At 37.7% G+C, this 20,545-nt stretch carries 20 protein-coding genes and 1 other annotated feature; all 20 genes read left to right on the top strand.

Annotated elements, in window-relative coordinates:
- The first annotated feature begins 120 nt into the window (after positions 1-120).
- The 20 genes from BLS02_RS10875 to pyrE all read left to right on the top strand — a co-directional run bounded on the left by BLS02_RS10875 (position 121) and on the right by pyrE (position 20,532).
- On the top strand, positions 121-396 hold the full coding sequence (locus tag BLS02_RS10875) for a YlmC/YmxH family sporulation protein (RefSeq protein WP_342729073.1): 276 nt from the start codon (positions 121-123) through the stop codon (positions 394-396).
- Between the two features lie 53 nt (positions 397-449).
- On the top strand, positions 450-1,259 hold the full coding sequence (gene pgeF, locus BLS02_RS10870) for a peptidoglycan editing factor PgeF (RefSeq protein WP_092493027.1): 810 nt from the start codon (positions 450-452) through the stop codon (positions 1,257-1,259).
- Between the two features lie 27 nt (positions 1,260-1,286).
- Complete coding sequence (locus BLS02_RS10865) at positions 1,287-1,964, top strand: YggS family pyridoxal phosphate-dependent enzyme (protein WP_175476799.1); 678 nt, start codon at positions 1,287-1,289, stop codon at positions 1,962-1,964.
- Between the two features lie 12 nt (positions 1,965-1,976).
- Positions 1,977-2,411, top strand: coding sequence for a cell division protein SepF (locus BLS02_RS10860; protein ID WP_092493026.1), 435 nt, complete (start codon positions 1,977-1,979; stop codon positions 2,409-2,411).
- Positions 2,412-2,417: 6 nt separating this feature from the next.
- Positions 2,418-2,693, top strand: a complete 276-nt coding sequence (locus BLS02_RS10855; RefSeq protein WP_092493025.1) for a YggT family protein — start codon at positions 2,418-2,420, stop codon at positions 2,691-2,693.
- 11 nt (positions 2,694-2,704) lie between these two features.
- The gene (locus BLS02_RS10850; RefSeq protein ID WP_092493024.1) at positions 2,705-3,481 is read left to right on the top strand and encodes a YlmH family RNA-binding protein; all 777 of its coding nucleotides are present in this window, start codon (positions 2,705-2,707) and stop codon (positions 3,479-3,481) included.
- A 109-nt stretch (positions 3,482-3,590) separates the two neighbouring features.
- The gene (locus BLS02_RS10845) at positions 3,591-4,097 is read left to right on the top strand and encodes a DivIVA domain-containing protein (RefSeq protein ID WP_092493023.1); all 507 of its coding nucleotides are present in this window, start codon (positions 3,591-3,593) and stop codon (positions 4,095-4,097) included.
- Between the two features lie 61 nt (positions 4,098-4,158).
- Positions 4,159-4,383: a binding site (T-box leader), on the top strand.
- Positions 4,384-4,438: 55 nt separating this feature from the next.
- A complete protein-coding gene (ileS, locus tag BLS02_RS10840) occupies positions 4,439-7,195 on the top strand; it encodes an isoleucine--tRNA ligase (protein ID WP_092493022.1) in 2,757 nt (918 codons plus the stop codon).
- Between the two features lie 201 nt (positions 7,196-7,396).
- The gene (gene lspA / locus BLS02_RS10835; protein WP_092493021.1) at positions 7,397-7,867 is read left to right on the top strand and encodes a signal peptidase II; all 471 of its coding nucleotides are present in this window, start codon (positions 7,397-7,399) and stop codon (positions 7,865-7,867) included.
- Positions 7,864-8,772 carry an RluA family pseudouridine synthase gene (locus BLS02_RS10830; RefSeq protein WP_092493020.1) on the top strand — a complete coding sequence of 303 codons (909 nt, stop codon included), beginning with the start codon at positions 7,864-7,866 and terminating at the stop codon, positions 8,770-8,772. The genes lspA and BLS02_RS10830 overlap by 4 nt, the downstream gene beginning before the upstream one ends.
- A 242-nt stretch (positions 8,773-9,014) precedes the next feature.
- Positions 9,015-9,557 (top strand): bifunctional pyr operon transcriptional regulator/uracil phosphoribosyltransferase PyrR, encoded by a 543-nt coding sequence (gene pyrR, locus BLS02_RS10825; protein WP_092493243.1) that lies wholly within the window; start codon positions 9,015-9,017, stop codon positions 9,555-9,557.
- Between the two features lie 158 nt (positions 9,558-9,715).
- Entirely contained in the window at positions 9,716-11,098 is a 1,383-nt protein-coding gene (locus BLS02_RS10820; protein WP_092493019.1) for a solute carrier family 23 protein, read from the top strand.
- Between the two features lie 13 nt (positions 11,099-11,111).
- Positions 11,112-12,032 carry an aspartate carbamoyltransferase catalytic subunit gene (locus BLS02_RS10815; protein ID WP_092493018.1) on the top strand — a complete coding sequence of 307 codons (921 nt, stop codon included), beginning with the start codon at positions 11,112-11,114 and terminating at the stop codon, positions 12,030-12,032.
- Positions 11,995-13,278 (top strand): dihydroorotase, encoded by a 1,284-nt coding sequence (locus tag BLS02_RS10810; protein ID WP_092493017.1) that lies wholly within the window; start codon positions 11,995-11,997, stop codon positions 13,276-13,278. Before BLS02_RS10815 ends, BLS02_RS10810 begins: the two co-directional genes overlap by 38 nt.
- Positions 13,271-14,371: a carbamoyl phosphate synthase small subunit gene (locus tag BLS02_RS10805; protein WP_092493016.1), complete on the top strand. Its 1,101-nt coding sequence runs from the start codon at positions 13,271-13,273 to the stop codon at positions 14,369-14,371. Before BLS02_RS10810 ends, BLS02_RS10805 begins: the two co-directional genes overlap by 8 nt.
- A complete protein-coding gene (gene carB / locus BLS02_RS10800; protein ID WP_092493015.1) occupies positions 14,364-17,564 on the top strand; it encodes a carbamoyl-phosphate synthase large subunit in 3,201 nt (1,066 codons plus the stop codon). Before BLS02_RS10805 ends, carB begins: the two co-directional genes overlap by 8 nt.
- A complete protein-coding gene (locus tag BLS02_RS10795; protein ID WP_092493014.1) occupies positions 17,561-18,313 on the top strand; it encodes a dihydroorotate dehydrogenase electron transfer subunit in 753 nt (250 codons plus the stop codon). Before carB ends, BLS02_RS10795 begins: the two co-directional genes overlap by 4 nt.
- Entirely contained in the window at positions 18,310-19,224 is a 915-nt protein-coding gene (locus tag BLS02_RS10790) for a dihydroorotate dehydrogenase (RefSeq protein ID WP_092493013.1), read from the top strand. The genes BLS02_RS10795 and BLS02_RS10790 overlap by 4 nt, the downstream gene beginning before the upstream one ends.
- The gene (gene pyrF, locus BLS02_RS10785; protein WP_092493012.1) at positions 19,221-19,931 is read left to right on the top strand and encodes an orotidine-5'-phosphate decarboxylase; all 711 of its coding nucleotides are present in this window, start codon (positions 19,221-19,223) and stop codon (positions 19,929-19,931) included. The genes BLS02_RS10790 and pyrF overlap by 4 nt, the downstream gene beginning before the upstream one ends.
- Positions 19,918-20,532, top strand: a complete 615-nt coding sequence (gene pyrE / locus BLS02_RS10780) for an orotate phosphoribosyltransferase (protein ID WP_092493011.1) — start codon at positions 19,918-19,920, stop codon at positions 20,530-20,532. Before pyrF ends, pyrE begins: the two co-directional genes overlap by 14 nt.
- Positions 20,533-20,545: the final 13 nt, after the last annotated feature.

Here is a 20,545-nt window from a genome sequence, read left to right as displayed (position 1 = left end):
ATGCTACTTTTTCTAATCTAAATTCGATTGTATAAATAGAAGGAAATTTAATTTTGCTCTAACTTTCAAGTTTTTTTTGCTAATTCTTTGCATATATATCATTATTAAGGCAGGTGAGTCATGATGATAAAGTTAACCGATCTTCAAATTAAAGAGGTTATCGTCATTAATGATGGCAGAAGGCTTGGGCATATTTCGGATTTAGAAATTAATGGAGACAACGGTAAAATTACAGCATTAATTATTATTGCGAAAGATAAAAAAGCAGGATTATTTGGGAAACCTGGAGAGCTGGTAATACCATGGTACAATATTGAAACGATTGGCTCAGACGTTATTCTAATAAGGGACGTGAATACTCCAACCCTCTATCCAGAACAAAAGCTTATCGAATGATGGAGAAATTATGATAAGATAGTGCTAACATACTATATCAAGGAGGTACTAATATGGCTGATACCTTCCAGCATAACGAAGAAGCCTATTTGCAAATTGATAAATGGCAGATATTAAATAAGAATTTAAAAGTTGGTTTTACAACTCGTAATGGCGGACAGAGCCAATCCCCGTTTAATACGTTAAACCTTGGTTTGCACGTACCTGATAATCAGGAAGATGTTTTAGCGAATAGACAGACTTTAGCTAAGGAGATAAATATACCTTTAGAGTCATGGGTTTCCGGGGAACAAACACATCACACGAATGTACACATTATTAAGGAAGAGGATAGAGGAAAGGGTGCAGCATCTTACCAGTCTTCATTAAATGACATTGATGGCCTTATAACAAATCGCGCTGGTATTTTGTGCACTGCGTTTTTTGCTGATTGCGTTCCATTGTATTTTTTCGATCCGGAAACGGGTTATATAGGTATAGCACACGCAGGGTGGAAAGGGACAGTCCACGGTATAAGTGAAAAAATGGTGGATATGTTTAAGTCAGTTGGAGTAAACACAGATAACCTTCTAGTTACAATAGGACCATGTATATCTCAAGAGGTTTACGAGGTTGATGAAAAGGTTATTGGACAAATACCAGATAGTTACATTGGAAAAACTGTCATTCCAAAAGAAAATAATCGCTATTTATTGGACTTAAAGCAATTAAATGTCGAAATCCTTTTACAACAAGGGGTTCTTCGTCATAATATAGAGGTTACAAAATATTGCACATTCAGTGATAATGAGTTATTTTTTTCACATCGACGTGATCATGGTAAAACAGGTAGAATGCTAGGGTATATTGGCTATGCAACATGATTATACTTGGGAGGAGCAATGGTAATAATGGAAGTAGTAACAAATCTGAATGAAATAAAAAGCAATATTAGACAAGCATGCGAGAAAAGTAATCGAAATCCCGACGAAATAACCATTATTGGCGTCACGAAATATGTTACAATAGAGCGAACAGAAGAAACGATAAACGCTGGAATTAAAAATCTTGGCGAAAATCGGCTGGAAGGTTTTCTGGAAAAATATAATTACATACAAGATCAAGCCTCTTGGCACTTTATCGGTACATTACAATCACGAAAAGTAAAAGAAATAATTGATAAAGTGGATGCGATTCATTCATTGGATCGCAAGTCGCTTGCGAAGGAAATTAACAAACGCGCGACAACCCCAATGGACTGTTTTGTTCAAGTAAATGTAAGTGGTGAAGAATCCAAACATGGTCTTAGTCCTGAAAATGTTCTTTCATTTATTTCTTCGTTGGCAATTTTTGAGAATATTAGGGTAGTAGGTCTAATGACAATGGCTCCACATATGGAAAACCAAGAATTCTTACGTGACATTTTTAAAAAACTTACTTCATTGAGGGATGAAGTTAGGAGTGAGCAACTTGCTCATGCCCCTTGTAAGTATTTATCTATGGGTATGAGTAATGATTATCAACTTGCCATTGAAGAAGGGGCAACACATATACGAATTGGTTCAAAATTAGTTGGATCTTTCAAATAGCGGGGTGAAATAATGAGTATGAAGAATAAGATTAAGACTTTTTTTACTATGGATGACGAGTACGAATACTTTGAGGAACAACCAGAAGAGAATGTTCCAGATGCTGCTGGTAATCTAAAACGAAAGAATCAAAATGTAGTTAACCTGGCTAGTATGCAACAACCGTCATCTAAAGTAGTATTGTCTGAGCCACGAAATTATAATGAAGCACAGGAAATAGCAGACAATGTTGTCAATAGACGAGCTGTAGTTATCAATTTACAACGTGTTGATCATGAGCAGGCAAAACGTATTGTTGATTTCTTAAGTGGAACAGTATATGCCGTTAGTGGTGATATACAAAAATTAGGTGCACAAACATTCCTATGTACCCCTGAGAATGTAGATGTGTCGGGAACAATTACAGAATCATTTGTCGAGGATGACGAATTTGAAAAAGGATGGTAGGCGTTAATGGAATCAATTTATATGGTATTATTTTATGCACTTGAGATTTATAGTTATGCTTTAATTATTTATATTTTTATGTCATGGTTTCCAGGAGCTCGGGAATCCGCGTTTGGTAGTTTTCTGACAAAGATTTGTGAACCGTATCTGGAACCTTTTCGAAAGATTATACCACCACTTGGAATGATTGATTTATCACCAATTGTAGGGATTTTTGTATTGTTCTTCGCACGAGCATATGGGTTACCTGTATTATTCAATATGCTAATGGGTTGGTTTTAAGGTAGATAAACGTGGATATTTATCAGCATTTCAGAAAAGAAGAGCACCCATTTATAGATAATGTATTGTCCTGGATAGATCAAGTTGAGAAAACATTTCAGCACAAGGTAACCGATTTTCTCGATCCCAGGGAACAACAAATTGTTGCTATGTTAATTGGGACGAGCAATGAAGAATTGAAACTTTATCAGAATGGTGGCAGCGAATTCGCAGAGAGAAAGCGTGCTATTATTGCCCCATTCTATGAAGAAGTGACTGATGAATCCTTTCAGCTCATACTAATGCAAGCATCTTATCATGATAAATTTGTCACTTTAACGCACGGAGATGTCATGGGGGCATTTTTATCTTTAGGGATCAAACGAAAAAAACTTGGTGATATAACCGTTGATAATGGAACGATTCAAATCGTGGTGGCGGACGAAATAGCTGCATATGTATTTGCAAATCTTACAGCGATCAAGAAGGCAACAATTAAGCTTGTAGAAAAGCCGATGACATCAATTATTAAAAAGGAAACAGAGTGGATAGAAACAGAACAGACAGTGTCAGCATTGAGGTTAGATGCCGTTCTAAAGGCAATTTACAACATTTCCAGAAAAGATGCTTCAGAATTTATTGCTAAGCGTTATGTGAAAGTTAATTTCAGAGTAGTTGACGATGGGAAGTTTATGCTTGCTGAAGGAGATATGCTTTCTTTGAGAGGTAAGGGCAGAAGTAAGCTTATTCGCATTAATGGGCTTACAAAAAAAGATAAACACAGAATTACTACTGCTATTTTAAATTAATTTCGATTATTTGAAGGATAATTTTATTTTATGTCGAATAAAGACGTAATATAGGATTTTATTTATTTTAATATATAATTGGGTTAAAATTTTTAAGGAGGTGGCCTACGTGTCATTAACACCATTAGATATTCACAATAAAGAGTTTACAAGAAGTTTTCGTGGATATGATGAAGATGAGGTCAATGAATTTCTGGATCAGGTAATAAAAGATTATGAGATGGCAATTCGTGAGAAAAAAGATTTAACAGAAAAAGTTGAGCAGTTAAATGAAAAGCTTGGTCATTTTACCAATATTGAGACAACATTAAATAAATCCATTTTGGTTGCTCAGGAAACAGCGGAAGAAGTTAAAGGGAACGCTACTAAAGAATCCAAATTAATTATTAAAGAAGCTGAGAAAAACGCTGATCGCATTATTAATGAAGCCCTTAATAAATCTCGCCGTATATCAATGGATGTTGAAGAGTTAAAAAAACAAGCTAAAGTATTCCGAACCCGTTTAAAAATGCTTGTTGAGGCTCAATTAGAAATGATAGGTACAGATGACTGGGAAGAATTGTTCGACGCAGAGTTTGGCGGAGAGCTTGAGGCTGCTGCAGATAAAGAATCATAAGCCTTGACGTTTTATGGAATTTTACATATAATTCATTATACACAAATGTTATATGCAAATGAAAACTACGATGATAGAGGCAGTATGAATGTAATTGCTGTTTAGCGAGTCGGGAACCGGTGGAAGCCTGATACAGTAATACTTCAGAAAATCACTCTTGAGTACCCATTTTGAATTCAACTAAAGTAGAAATGGGCGTCTGTTCACGTTACGAATATCGAGTGAATTTAAAATATGCATATTTTAAATTTATAAGGGTGGTACCGCGAGTCTTCTCGTCCCTTTTGGGGATGTTTGAGGGCTTTTTTTAATTAAATTGAAATGTATAGGAGGATGAACAAGTGGAGTATAAAGATACATTGCTAATGCCAAAAACAGAATTCCCAATGCGCGGAAATTTGCCGAATAAAGAACCAGAGCGCCAAAAAGCGTGGGATGATAAAAAACTATACGAAAAAGTACAAAAAAGAACAGAAGGACGTCCATCATTTATTTTGCATGATGGCCCTCCATACGCAAATGGTGATTTGCATATTGGTCACGCACTAAATAAAATATTAAAGGATTTTATTACACGCTATAAATCAATGACTGGATATCATGCTCCATATGTGCCTGGCTGGGATACACATGGACTTCCTATTGAAACTGCACTGACAAAAAAGAAAAAAATTAAGCGTAAGGAAATGAGTATTGCTGATTTCAGACAAAAATGTGCTGAATACGCAATGGGGCAACTTGATAATCAACGTACACAATTTAAACAATTAGGTGTACGGGGTGATTGGGATAACCCGTATATCACGCTTACTAAAGATTATGAGGCAGCACAAATCAGAGTTTTCGGTGATATGGCTAAAAAGGGGTATATTTATAAAGGGCTTAAACCTGTGTATTGGTCACCATCGTCAGAATCAGCATTAGCTGAAGCAGAGATTGAATATCATGATAAACGTTCACCATCCATTTATGTCTCATTCGATGTAACCGATGGAAAAGGCGTACTTGATGCTGGAGACAAATTCATCATTTGGACTACTACACCCTGGACTATTCCGGCCAATCTTGGAATTAGTTTACATCCAGATCTTGAGTATTCCGTTGTTGCTGTTAATAATGAAAAATATATTATTGCTTCCGACTTAGTAGAAACGGTAACCGAAGAATTGGAATGGGAAAATCCAGAGGTAGTTAAAACATTTAAAGGCGAGAAAGCAGATAAAGTTGTTACAAAGCATCCATTTTATGAACGTGATTCACTTATCATGCTTGGTGACCACGTTACTACAGATGCAGGTACTGGTTGTGTCCACACAGCTCCAGGTCATGGTGAAGATGACTTTTATGTATCGAGGTCTTATGGACTGGATGCTCTGTCTCCAGTTGATGATAAAGGTGTTTTCACCAATGAGGCTCCAGGATTTGAAGGATTATTCTATGATCAGGCGAACAAGCCGATTACGGAAAGGCTTGAAGAGGTTGGTGCGTTATTGAAGCTTACATTTATTACGCATTCATACCCACATGATTGGCGTACGAAAAAGCCAACAATCTTCCGTGCTACCTCACAATGGTTTGCATCCATAAAAGATTTCCGCCAAAATATTTTGGATGAGATTAATCGGATTAATTGGTATCCGTCATGGGGGGAAACACGTCTTCATAACATGGTTCGTGACCGCGAAGATTGGTGTATTTCACGTCAACGTACATGGGGTGTTCCAATTCCAGTATTTTATGGGGAGGATAACACACCAATTATTACCGATGAAACGATTGAACATGTTTCACAGGTATTTGCAGAACATGGTTCGAACGTATGGTTTGAGTGGGAAGCTAAAGACCTATTGCCTAAAGGCTACACTTCAGAACATAGTCCAAACGGTAAGTTTACCAAGGAAACGGATATTATGGATGTATGGTTCGATTCAGGCTCATCTCATGAAGCAGTCCTTGTAGGGCGGGAGGATCACCGTCGTCCAGCAGATGTTTATCTGGAGGGCAGTGACCAATATCGTGGCTGGTTCAACTCGTCACTATCAACTTCTGTTGCGGTGACAGGTAAAGCGCCATATGAAAATATTATCAGTCATGGATTTGTGCTTGATGGCAATGGGCGAAAGATGAGTAAATCATTAGGAAATGTTATGGTTCCATCTAAGGTTCAGAAACAATTAGGTGCTGATATCTTGCGTTTATGGGTATCATCTGTTGACTATCAAGCAGATGTTAGAATCTCACAGGAAATCTTGAAACAAATTTCTGAGGCTTATCGTAAAATTAGAAATACGATTCGCTTTATGCTGGCGAATCTGTCAGACTTTGATCCAGCAAAGGATGCTGTCCCTGAAAGTGAAATGGAAGAAGTGGATCGCTATATGGTTCATCGTTTGCAAAACTTAGTCTCAAATGTTCGTGCAAATTATGAAAAGTTTGAGTACTCACCAATCTTTTCACAAATTCATAATTTCTGTGCGGTTGATTTAAGCTCGTTTTATTTGGATTTCGCAAAAGATGTCCTATATATCGAGGCACAAGATAATAAGCGTCGGAGAAGTATTCAAACAGGATACTATGAAATCTTAACAACACTTGTTAAATTACTGACGCCAATTATTCCACATACAACAGATGAAGTATGGGAATATATTCCTGGGGTAGAAGAAGAAAGTGTTCAACTTACGGATATTCCAGAACCAAGAAAAATTACTGACTTTGAAAATTCCCAGGATAAATGGGATCACTTCATGAAAGTTCGTGATGATGTCCTAAAAGCATTAGAAGAGGCTCGAAATGAAAAGACTATTGGTAAGTCGCTTGAAGCTAGAATTACCTTAGTTCCAAAAGATCCGAAAACTAAAGAAGTATTAGAGGAAATCTCTAATGTTCATCAACTGTTTATTGTTTCCGAAGCTGTTGTTGCAGAAAAATCAGCTGATGCTTCTGAATACCGTTACGTTGATATAGCAGTTGAAAAGCATCCCGGAGAGAAATGCGAACGCTGCTGGACTGCTTCAGAAACTGTTGGTGAAGATAAAGATCACCCAGAGTTATGTACACGATGTGCAGATATAGTAAAAGAACACTATAGTGCATAATTTGATTTTAAGAGCGCCTGTTCCTTTTGAATTTTTTCAAGGAAGAGGCGCTTTTGCTATATCTATGGTAAAATGCAAAAGTAATAGTTTGTTTGCAGATAAGATAGTATAACTACTTTCTTACTACATAGTAGTTAAGGCGCTCGTCATTAAGGCTTGGTGATAAGCCAAGTCTTCTAAATGAAAATTGGGGGAAATGAAATGTTTTTATATTACATAATTGCACTTGTTATTATAGCCGTTGACCAACTATCAAAGTGGGCCATTATAAAAACAATGGAAATTGGGGAACAAATAACTGTGATTGAGAATTTTTTCTACCTAACATCACATCGAAATAGTGGTGCAGCATGGGGAATATTGCAAGGGCAAATGATTTTTTTCTATATCGTTACTGTAATTGTGATCATTGGTGTTGTTTATTACATGGAAAAATATGCAAAGGATAGTAAGTTATTGGCTATATCCTTAAGTTTTATTTTAGGTGGTGCAATTGGTAACTTTATAGACCGCCTTTTTCGAAAAGAAGTTGTCGACTTTTTTGACTTCAACCTAGTTGGATATGACTATCCAATATTTAATATAGCAGATTCGGCCTTAGTAGTTGGTGTGATTCTTGTGCTTATTGCAACATTCATCGATGAAAAGAAGAAAGGAAAAAATCAAAAATGACTTTAAACCAACACATCGTATTAGAAACTGAAAACAAAATAAGAATAGATAAGCTGTTATCGAATTTGGTTAGCGAGTCCCGTTCACAGGTCCAATCATGGATTACCAATGAACTTGTATTAGTAAATGGCGAAATTATAAAACCCAACTATAAATGTCAAACTGCGGATGAGATTAGATGGACGATTCCTGAACCAGAACCATTAAACATAAAACCTGAAAACATTCCACTACGGATAGTTTATGAGGATAGTGACTTGCTTGTTGTTAACAAACCCAAAGGAATGGTAGTGCACCCATCCGCTGGCCACCAAAATGGCACATTGGTAAATGCGTTACTTTATCACTGTGACGATTTATCTGGGATTAATGGTGTAGAACGGCCAGGCATTGTCCATCGGATTGATAAAGACACCAGTGGACTTCTAGTGGTTGCTAAAAGCGATCTCGCACATACAAATCTGTCAGAACAGATGGCCACAAAAGATATTGAGCGAAAGTACGAAGCAGTTGTTCATGGTGTTATTGAACATGAAACAGGGTTAATTGATGCCCCAATTGGCAGAGACAAAAATGATAGGCAGAAAATGGGTGTTGTAGATAGTGGTAAACCAGCAGTTACCCATTTTAGGGTTATACGACGATTTGAAAATTTCACACATGTAGAATGCCAGCTGGAAACAGGCCGTACTCATCAAATACGTGTACACATGAAATATATAGATTTTCCAATTGTTGGTGATCCTAAATATGGACGGAGAAAAACGTTGGAGACAAATGGACAGGTATTGCATGCTAAATCACTGGGTTTTAAGCATCCGAGAACAAATGAATGGCTATTTTTTGAGGAGGAAGCACCAGCTTATTTCAAGGAATTACTGTCACAAATGGAGAAAATGTATTGACAGATTGAAGCTGGTTTGTAATAATTAATCAAATGAATAAAAGATCCTTTAACAGAGTCCAGTGAGGCGAAGAAGGAAGCGGAACGTATTAAGTATGTAGAGATACGTATATCTAAATCCCTTTTTTCCTTATGGAGAAAAGGGATTTTTTAGCGGCTAAGAAGGTATAAAACCTTTTTTACGCATAAATGCAACTAAGGTTTGGTGATAGGCCAAGTTTTCAAACAGAAAGAGGTGCAGCAGTGAACAAAAAAACGGAAGTACTGGATCAGTCAGCAATGAACAGAGCCCTAACTAGAATCGCCCATGAAATTGTTGAAAAAAATAAAGGTGGGGAAAATTTACTTTTAGTAGGGATTAAAACAAGAGGAATTCCCATTGCGAAACGATTACAGGAAAAGATAAATCAAATCGAGGGAATTAATGTTCCAATTGGTGAGTTGGATATAACGTTGTATCGTGATGATTTAGAAAAAGCAACAACTAATCATGATCCTGAATTAAAGGAAACCAATATTGACGTCGACTTTAATGGGAAAAAAGTAATATTAATTGATGATGTGTTATTTACAGGCAGAACAGTCAGAGCAGCTATGGATGCCGTAATGGATGTCGGCAGACCCACGCAGATACAGCTAGGTGTATTAATTGACCGTGGACACAGAGAATTGCCTATACGAGCTGATTATGTTGGTAAGAACATACCAACATCAGATAAAGAGATTATCGTAGTAAACTTACATGAAGAAGATAACCACGACGAAGTAAGTATATACGAAAAGTAAATAATGAGACCTTTAACTAAATCCAGCGAGATTTAAAAGGTTGCCCTGAGAACACGTGTATTTTATTGTAACTACACGTATACCTCTTTGCGACCTTATGCAAAGAGGTTTTTTAATGGCAGTTTTTAACCAAAAACCAACAAATGGAGGAATGGAAGATGAAACAAGAAAAAGTAGCTTTGAATGTTAATGAAGTACCTAAACCACAAAAATGGCTTATTTTAAGTCTGCAGCATTTATTTGCAATGTTCGGAGCAACCATCCTCGTTCCATTTCTTACAGGGTTATCTCCGGCAGTAGCATTAGTTTCAAGTGGACTTGGAACGCTGGCATATCTGCTGATTACAAAAGGGAAAATTCCAGCATATCTTGGGTCAAGCTTTGCATTTATCGCACCTATTATTGGAGCTACTGCTTCAGGTGGAGTCGAAGGTGCAATGGTTGGTAGCTTTCTTGCCGGAATTGTATATGGTTTGGTTGCGTTATTCATCCGGTTGCTGGGACTGAATTGGCTGATGCGCATTCTGCCACCAATTGTCGTTGGACCAGTCATCATTGTGATTGGGCTAGGACTAGCTTCAACTGCTATTGATATGGCGATGTATGTTCCAGGAATAGATGAGCAAGTATATAGCAGTACACACTTTCTGGTAGCACTAGTAACACTTACTGTAACAATTATTGCTTCCATTTTTCTTAGAGGATTTTTTGGACTTATTCCAATTCTAATTGGCATTGTATTTGGATATATTTTCTCTATCTTCCAAGGAATTGTTGATACTTCAGAAATCAAGGCTGAATGGGCAGAAATTACTTCTGCAGATTCGATTGGAGAATTTTTCACAGCAATCTTTCAAAAACCGGATTTTATTATTCCGTTTGTTAACTATTCACCTTTTGAAGTACTAAGTGGCGAGATTATTCTTATAATGGTTCCTGTTGCACTAGTAACAATTGCAGAGCATATTGGCGATCAGATGGTGTTATCAAAAGTTGTCGGCAATAATTTCATCAAGAAGCCAGGTCTTCACCGTTCTATCCTTGGTGATGGTGTGGCAACGATAATTGCTTCATTTCTTGGTGGCCCTCCGAATACAACATACGGTGAAAATATTGGGGTTTTGTCAATTACTCGTGTATTCAGTGTTTTTGTCATAGGAGGAGCGGCAGTCCTCGCATTGTTCTTTGGATTTACTGGGATTATCACCGCAACAATAAGTTCTATCCCTTCAGCTGTAATGGGTGGGGTATCGATTCTCTTGTTTGGAATTATTGCATCAAATGGATTGCGTATGCTTATTGATAACCAAATTGATTTAAGTGATAAGCGTAATCTGATTATCTCATCAGTGATTCTCGTGATTGGAATTGGTGGTGCTTTCATACAGGTTACAGAAAATCTGCAGATTGCAGGTATGGCATTATCAGCTCTAATTGGTGTTACGTTAAACCTTTTGTTACCTGGAAAAGAAAGCGGCTATGGTAATGGAACCATGTTTGATGATACTGATGTATCCGAAAATAAAGAACATGTGGCTTAGAAAAGGAGGAGTTATGCGACACTTTGTATCGACTAGAAATTTGTCTAGCAAGTATATTTTTCTTATTTTGAATAAAGCGGAAGAATTACGGCTCCAACAAGAAAAGTTACCAGAACAGATTTTCGTGGCTAATCTTTTTTTTGAACCTAGTACCAGAACGAAAATGAGCTTTAGTGTTGCTCAGAGAAAGTTAGGTATGGAAACGCTCGACTTTCAGATGGAAACGTCCAGTGTTACAAAAGGTGAAACGTTGTATGATACAGCAAAGACCTGTGAGGCGATTGGAGCAAATCTGTTGGTTATTCGTCATCAGGAGGATAATTGGTATGATGAACTCACTCCAAATCTATCGCTTCCGGTGATAAATGCTGGGGCTGGTAGAGGTGAGCATCCAACACAATGTATGCTTGATCTGTTGACTATCTATCAGGAGTTTGGAACGTTCACTAATTTAAACGTAGTAATAGTGGGTGATATTAAACACAGCAGAGTTGCCAGGTCTAATGCATACGCTTTAACTACACTAGGAGCAAACGTTTACTTTGCTGCAGCTCCTGGGTTTAAAGATGACACCATGAATTTTCCATATATATCTATCGATGAAGCTGTTGAAAAGTGTGATATCATGATGTTACTTCGAATACAACATGAACGGCATACAGCAAAGCAATATGATTCCACTTCTTATTTAGTGCAATTTGGCCTCACCAAGGAACGGGAAAGCAGAATGAAGGACCATGCCATTATTCTTCATCCTGCCCCTGTGAATCGTGGGGTTGAGATTGACACTGAACTAGTAGAATGTCAGCGGTCACGTATATTTAAACAAATGGAAAATGGTGTTTATACTCGAATGGCTATAATGATCATCTTATTAAAGGAATGGGGCTATCATAATGAAACTAATCCTAACAAATGCAAAAAGATTAATTAGTAAAAATGATGTAGAGAAATGTGAAATATTTATTGATGAAGGGAAAATCAAGCAAATAGCACCAAAAGTGTTGCAAGAAGCAGATGAAGTCATAGATTGTGAGAATAACTTTGTTTTCCCGGGTTTCATCGATGTACATATCCATCTTCGTGAGCCAGGCGGGGAACATAAGGAAACGATTGAGACTGGTACAAAAGCAGCTGCACGTGGCGGTTTTACAACGGTATGCGCGATGCCGAATACATCGCCTGTTCCTGACGATGTTGAAACGGTAAATGAGTTATTGGAAAAAATTAAAAGAGACGCCCATGTTCGTGTACTTCCATATGGAGCAATTACATGTAATTTAAAAGGTGAGGAATTAACCAATATTAGTGAACTCTCCAAATTAGGTGTATTTGCTTTCACCGATGATGGAGTAGGTGTTCAAACTGCTGATTTTATGCTTCAGGCAATGACTGAAGCAGCAGCCTCCGGGATGACAATAGTTGCCCATTGTGAAGATAATTCAATCGTATACGGCGGTGTAGTACATCAAGGAAATGTAAGTAAACGATTAGACCTCCCAGGAATTCCCTCGATAAGCGAATCAGTTCAAATTGCTCGTGATGTTCTTTTAGCAGAAGAGACCGGATGTCATTATCATGTTTGCCATGTTAGCACAAAAGAATCAGTACGAGTAATACGCGATGCTAAGAAGGCAGGCATCCATGTGACTGCCGAAGTAACCCCACATCATTTACTATTAAATGAACAAGCAGTTAAAACAGACGATGCTAATTATAAAATGAATCCCCCACTACGGAGTGAGGAAGACCAAAACGCCTTATTGGACGGGTTGTTGGATGGAACAATTGATTTCATTGCAACGGACCACGCACCACACGCAAATGAAGAAAAAGAACAAGGATTCCATAAGTCTCCTTTTGGGATTGTTGGTCTTGAGACTGCTTTTTCACTCTTATATACGAATCTAGTCTTAACGGATAAAATCACATTAAAACAATTAGTAGATTGGTTAACCATAAAGCCTGCTGGGGTTTTTAATTTACCATTTGGGGAATTAGAAGAGAATACTACAGCGGACCTTGCCATTTTCAATTTAACGAAAGAAGCTCACATAGATAAATACTCATTTTTTTCAAAAGGAAAAAACACACCATTTCATAATTGGAAGGTACAAGGCATTCCATTTGCAACAATAGCTCAAGGAAAAATCGTATACAAGGAGGATTCACATGACTAATCGTCGGCTTATTCTGGAAGATGGAACTGTATTTAACGGTGAAGGATTTGGCAGTGATGCTAGCACAACAGGAGAAGTTGTATTTAATACAGGTATGACAGGTTACCAGGAAGTCATTTCTGATCCATCATACTGTGGCCAAATCGTTACAATGACATATCCTTTAGTTGGTAATTATGGTATTAATCGGGATGATTTTGAAACTGTTACACCTTTTATTCATGGATTTATTGTTAAGGAATTATGTGAATATCCATCAAATTTTCGCAGCGACGAAACGTTGCATGATTATTTGAAAGCGAACAATATTCCTGGTATCTCCGGTATTGATACAAGAAAATTAACGAAAATTATTCGCAGGCATGGGACAATGAAAGCAATCATAACGGACAGCGACGATTCAGCTTATGAATTGGTCGCAAAAGTAAAGAAACTGCCATATCAGACGGATCAGGTAAAACAAACATCTACCATTAAACCTTATGTAGTACCAGGACGGGGCACGCGAATTATTTTAGTAGATTTTGGTATGAAGCATGGTATTTTACGAGAATTAACAAAAAGAGATTGCCATATTACGGTTGTTCCATATAATTATGGGGCAGAAAATATTTTACGATTAAAACCTGAAGGGATCATGCTGACAAATGGCCCAGGTGATCCAAAAGATGTTCCTGAATCGATTGAAATGATAAAAACAGTGGTGGAACAGGTACCGTTATTCGGTATTTGTCTAGGGCATCAGCTTCTTGCATTAGCATGTGGTGCGGATACGGAGAAAATGAAGTTTGGGCACCGTGGAGCAAATCATCCGGTTAAGGATCTGGAAAAAAATAAAACATATATGACATCACAGAATCACAGTTATGCAGTTACACACGAATCATTAAAACAAACAGACTTAGAACTTACGCAGATTGCTCTTAATGATAATACAGTTGAAGGAATAAGGCACAAAGTTTTTCAGGCATTTTCAGTTCAGTATCATCCAGAAAGTTCACCAGGACCAGAGGATACAAATCAATTTTTTGATGCATTTTTACAATTGATTAATAATGCGAAAGCTAAAAGTGAGGAGGAATCATATGCCTAAGAATACGAATCTAAACAAGATACTTGTCATTGGTTCAGGACCAATTGTGATCGGGCAGGCAGCTGAATTTGATTATTCAGGTACGCAAGCATGTCAAGCTTTAACAGAAGAAGGATATACCGTAATTCTTGCTAATTCCAACCCAGCAACAATAATGACCGATCATACAGTGGCAGATAAGGTTTATATGGAGCCTTTAACGGTTGAATTCTTAATCAAGATTATCCGCAAAGAACAGCCTGATGCAATATTGCCAACACTTGGTGGGCAAACAGGTCTGAATTTGGCGGTGGAATTAGAAAATACGGGTATTTTGGGAGAATATGGTGTTGAATTGCTAGGGACCTCACTCGAAGCAATCGAAAAAGCAGAAGATCGTGAAAAATTTCGTTCTTTAATGCATGAGCTTCATGAGCCTGTACCGGATAGTCAGATTGTAAATTCTGTCGATCATGCATGTGATTTTGCCAATGAAATTGGTTTTCCTGTCATTGTGCGCCCTGCTTACACCCTAGGAGGAACCGGCGGGGGGATGTGCTATGACGAACGGGAACTTAAAGAAATTGCCCGTAATGGATTATCATTGTCACCGGTTAATCAATGTTTAATTGAAAAAAACATTGCAGGATTTAAAGAAATTGAATATGAAGTAATGCGTGATAAAAACGATCAGGCCATTGTCGTCTGTAACATGGAAAATGTCGATCCAGTTGGAATTCACACAGGTGATTCTATCGTCGTTGCACCCTCTCAAACCTTAAGTGATCGCGAATATCAATTGTTACGCAATGCATCTTTAAAAATAATTCGTGCTTTGGAGATTGAGGGTGGATGCAATGTACAGCTGGCACTTGATCCTAATAGCTTTAATTACTATATTATTGAAGTTAATCCACGTGTCAGCAGGTCATCCGCTTTGGCATCAAAAGCTACAGGATATCCAATCGCAAAAATGGCAGCGAAAATTGCTGTAGGATTAACATTAGATGAAATTATTAATCCAATCACTGGCACAACCTATGCATGTTTTGAACCTGCACTTGATTATGTTGTGACCAAGCTCCCAAGATTCCCATTCGATAAATTTGTAACAGGGGATCGTTACCTTGGCACCCAAATGAAGGCGACTGGCGAAATCATGTCAATCGGACGTAATTTTGAAGAGTCATTATTAAAAGGAATTCGTTCTCTTGATATAGGTACAGAGGAATTATGGCTGCCAAGTTTAGCAAATAAGACTGTTGAGGAATTACAAGCGAGATTACAAAAAGCAGATGATGAACGATTGTTCGTTTTAGCAGAAGTTATTCGAAAAGGGATGACGGTTGAAGAAGTATTTCAATTAACAAAAATTGACCGATTTTTCCTAATAAAAATTAAGCGGCTAATTGATTGGGAAACAATATTAACTGCTAATAAACTTTCACAGGATATTTTACTAGAAGCAAAAACACAAGGGTTCTCTGACACGCATATTGCGAGATTGTGGAATGTAACAATTGATGACGTATACGAATTTCGCATGGAAAACGCAATAAAACCTGTTTATAAAATGGTAGATACCTGTGCAGCAGAATTTGAATCTGAAACACCTTATTTCTATAGTACCTTTGAAGATGAAAATGAATCCGTTCAGTCAGATAGCAAAAAAATACTAGTACTCGGGTCAGGACCTATTCGAATAGGGCAGGGTATCGAATTTGACTATGCTACGGTTCACTCTGTATTAGCTATTAAAGAGATGGGTTATGAAGCTATCATTATGAATAATAATCCTGAGACAGTTTCAACTGATTTCAGTATTTCAGATAAGCTTTATTTTGAACCTCTGACACTTGAAGATGTCATGCATGTTATAAATTTAGAACAACCTGAAGGCGTGATTGTCCAGTTTGGTGGACAGACGGCGATTAACTTAGCCGAAGGGCTGGAACGTCGTGGTGTGAAAATATTAGGTACAGATTTAGAATCAATCGACAAAGCAGAAGACCGTGACAAATTTGAACATTTATTAAATGACCTCTCAATAAAAAGACCTGAAGGAAGATCGGTAACAAAATTAGATCATGCAGTGGAGGTAGCAAAAGATATTGGCTATCCAGTATTAGTTAGGCCATCTTATGTAATCGGCGGAAGCCGGATGGAGATTGTTTACAATGATGAAGAACTTAATGCCTATTTGGCAAAATCAAATGGGGCTGATAGCGCACATCCTATATTAATCGATAACTATATAACTGGAATTGAAGTGGAAGTGGATGCAATCAGTGATGGTGAAACGGTTATTGTACCTGGAGTTATGGAGCATATCGAACGGTCTGGTGTTCATTCTGGAGACTCCATAGCAGTTTATCCTCCACAGCGAATTAGTAAAGCTGTTAAGGAAAATTGTTTAGATGCAACTGTTAAAATTGCTCAATCGTTAAATGTAAAAGGATTAATTAATATCCAGTTTATTGTTTGTGAGGAAGATGTTTACGTTCTCGAAGTGAATCCGCGTGCAAGCAGGACGATTCCATTCCTTAGTAAAATAACAGGTGTAACCATGGCAAATATTGCTACTAGATGCATTTTAGGGGAAACATTAGAAAGTATGGGATATGAGTCAGGTATATTGCCTGAGCAAGATGCTGTATCCGTTAAAGTTCCAGTATTCTCATTTGAAAAACTACGTAGTGTTGATACTATTCTTGGGCCAGAGATGAAATCAACGGGAGAAGCAATTGGCCATGATAAAACGCTGGAAAAAGCATTGTATAAAGGACTGATAGCTGCCGGGTTATCTGTACCACAGGAAGGTGCAGTGCTGCTTACGATAGCAGATAAAGATAAGAAAGAAACAATTGAAATTGCCGATCGTTTTCATCAATTAGGATTTCAATTGTATGCAACATCTGGAACAGCTTCATTTATAAAATGGTACGATATTCCAGTTACAGATGTTGCAAAAATAGGATCTAGCACACCAAATGTTTTATCTATCATTGAAAATGGTGATGTTCAATTTGTCATCAATACATTGACTTCGGGAATTAAGCCTAGATCTGATGGCTTCATGATTAGACGGGAAGCAGTTGAACATGGTATTGCTTGTTTAACCAACTTAGATACAGCAAATGCCATATTGAATGTAATTGATTCGACTACTTTTAGTGCAAGACCTATGACAGGTAAGAAAGTAGTTTCTTCATGAAGAGAAAAGTAGAACTGGTTGTTAAATCGGTAGATGTTATTGCGCTAGATACGTTTGAAATGACACTTGTGAATAAATATGTAGCCAAAACTGCGATCCCAGGACAGTTTCTACATTTGTTGGTTGATGGCCATACATTGCGTCGGCCAATTTCAATCGCAAATGTAGACCGCAATAATAATGAAATTACGATTTTATTTAAAATAGTTGGTGATGGAACAAAACAATTGGCAGCATATAAACCGGGTATGTCGATTGATGCGTTAGGACCTAGCGGTAACGGATTTTCATATGAGGGTAAATTGAATTCAGTATTGTTAGTTGGCGGGGGTATTGGAATTCCGCCACTATACAACCTGGGGAAGACTCTTAAAAAGAAAGGAATCAAAGTTACAGCTGTCCTAGGATTCCAGTCGAAAGAACATGTTTTTTACGAAGCGAATTTTAGAGAACTAGGAAAAACATATGTCGTGACGAATGATGGAACATACGGATATCGAGGGTTTGTAACTAGTGTAATGGATCAGATTGAAGATTTTGATACGTATTATTCCTGTGGTCCCATCCCCATGCTAAAAGCTGTTACAAAGCAATTGCAGGATCACAGTGGTTACATTTCACTTGAAGAACGGATGGGCTGTGGTGTTGGAGCGTGTTTTGCATGTGTTATTCCTACAGATAGTCATGGCGGTTATAAAAAAATTTGCAAGGACGGACCTGTATTCGCAGCGGATGAGGTGGTATTATGACAGACTTAGCGGTAGATTTACCCGGTTTAAAATTAAAAAATCCAGTTATGCCTGCTTCCGGATGCTTTGGATTTGGCAGGGAATATAGTGAATTTTATGATTTGAAAAAGCTTGGTGCAGTCATTATGAAAGCTGCAACAGGTGAAGTACGTTACGGTAATAAAACACCCCGTGTTGCAGAAACAACATCAGGAATGTTGAACGCAATCGGTCTGCAAAATCCTGGTGTAGAAAAAATTATTGAAACCGAAATACCCTTTATAGCAGCGTATGCTGTTCCAATCATTGCGAATGTAGCCGGAAGTTCCCTCGAAGAATATGTGAAGGTAGCGAGCGCTTTTAATCATGCTGAATCGGTTAACGCATTAGAACTTAACATTTCCTGTCCAAATGTAAAAGAAGGCGGGATTCAGTTTGGTACTAATCCTGATATGGCAGCTGAGGTAACGCAAAAAGTTAAAGAAGCTAGTAATCTGCCAGTCTATGTAAAGCTTTCCCCTAATGTTACTGACATTACAGCAATGGCAAAGGCAGTTGAAAAGGCAGGAGCAGATGGGTTATCTATGATTAACACGGTAACAGGGATGCAAATCGATTTAGATAATAAGCAGCCATTATTGGCTAATAAAACTGGTGGTCTTTCTGGTCAGGCAATTAAACCAATTGCGATTCGGATGATTTATGAAGTAAAGCAGCATGTCAATATACCAATTATTGGTATGGGCGGAATTTCTTCAACTGAAGATGTACTGGAATTCTTGCTTGCTGGAGCTGATGCTGTAGCCGTGGGAACAGCTAACTTCCAAAATCCTTTTGCATGTCCGGAAATAATTGATGAATTACCAGCTGTATTACAAAAATACGGATTCGATTCGGTTAAGGATGCCATTGGAAAGGGGCATGGAGTATGAGGAATAACATGTATCTAGCATTGGATTTTTCCACCTGGAATGAAGCCAGAACGTTTATTGATGCTCATAATTTTCAAGGAGTTCCTGTAAAAGTTGGCATGGAGCTATTTTACCGGGAAGGTCCTCGATTAATAGAGAATCTAAAGCAGGATAATCATGACATCTTTCTTGATTTAAAGCTTCATGATATCCCCACGACAGTAATGAAGGCGATGACAAATATTGCGAATCTTGAAGTTGATATGGTTAATGTCCATGCGTTAGGTGGCAGTGAAATGATTAAACGGGCAAAAGAAGGGTTGATTTCTGGGGATTCGAATCACGAACCAAAATTAATTGCAGTAACAGTTCTTACGTCGATGGATGATACTTCTTTATATAAAGAGTTAAATATTGGCGGAAGTGTAAATGAGAATGTTGTTCGGCTTGCTGTAACAGCAAATAAAAATGGAGCAGATGGTGTCGTTTGCTCGGTTCAGGAAGCAAAGGAAATTAAAGATGTATGTGGCTCATCGTTTTTAACTGTTACACCCGGAATTCGGTTGCAAGGATCTGATGGGAACGATCAAAAGCGAATCGCAACGCCGGCTCTTGCTAGGGAAAATGGAGCTGACTTTCTCGTGATTGGTCGGACCGTAACAAATGCACAGGATCCAAAGTCAGCATATGAGAAAGTGCAGAAGGAGTGGCGAAATGGTATTAAGTAATGATATAGCAAGGGATCTTTTAGAAATAAAAGCTGTTCAAATAAGAACAGATCGTTATTTTACATGGACATCTGGAATCGAATCACCCATTTATTGTGATAATCGGCTGACAATGTCTTATCCAAAAATTCGCGCAAAAATCATTGAAGCATTTGTTGAATTAATCGAGCAAATGGACGAAAAACCGGATGTTATTGCTGGATGTGCAACAGCAGGAATTCCACATGCGGCATGGATTGCTGATAAGCTGGACCTGCCAATGATTTACGTTCGATCTAAGCCAAAAGGACATGGCAAAGGAAACCAGATTGAGGGAAAGGTTGAAGACGGACAAAAGACAGTAGTTATTGAAGACTTGATTTCTACTGGTGGGTCATCAATCGATTCAGCCAAAGCACTTCAGTTAGAAGGTGTTTATGTACTGGGTGTTCTCGCTATTTTTACATATGGATTAACGAAAGCCAAAAAGCAGTTTGATGAAATGAAATTATCACACCAAACGATTACGAACTATGATGAAATACTTAATTTACTTTTAGCAGACGGCATTATTAATGAATATGAGAATAAAAAGTTACAGGAGTGGCGGAATGAACTTTAAAATTATTATTGAT

It is taken from the genome of Virgibacillus salinus (assembly GCF_900102415.1).
Taxonomy (GTDB): Bacteria; Bacillota; Bacilli; order Bacillales; family Amphibacillaceae; genus Lentibacillus; species Lentibacillus subterraneus.
This window is presented reverse-complemented; position numbering and strand designations above follow the sequence as displayed.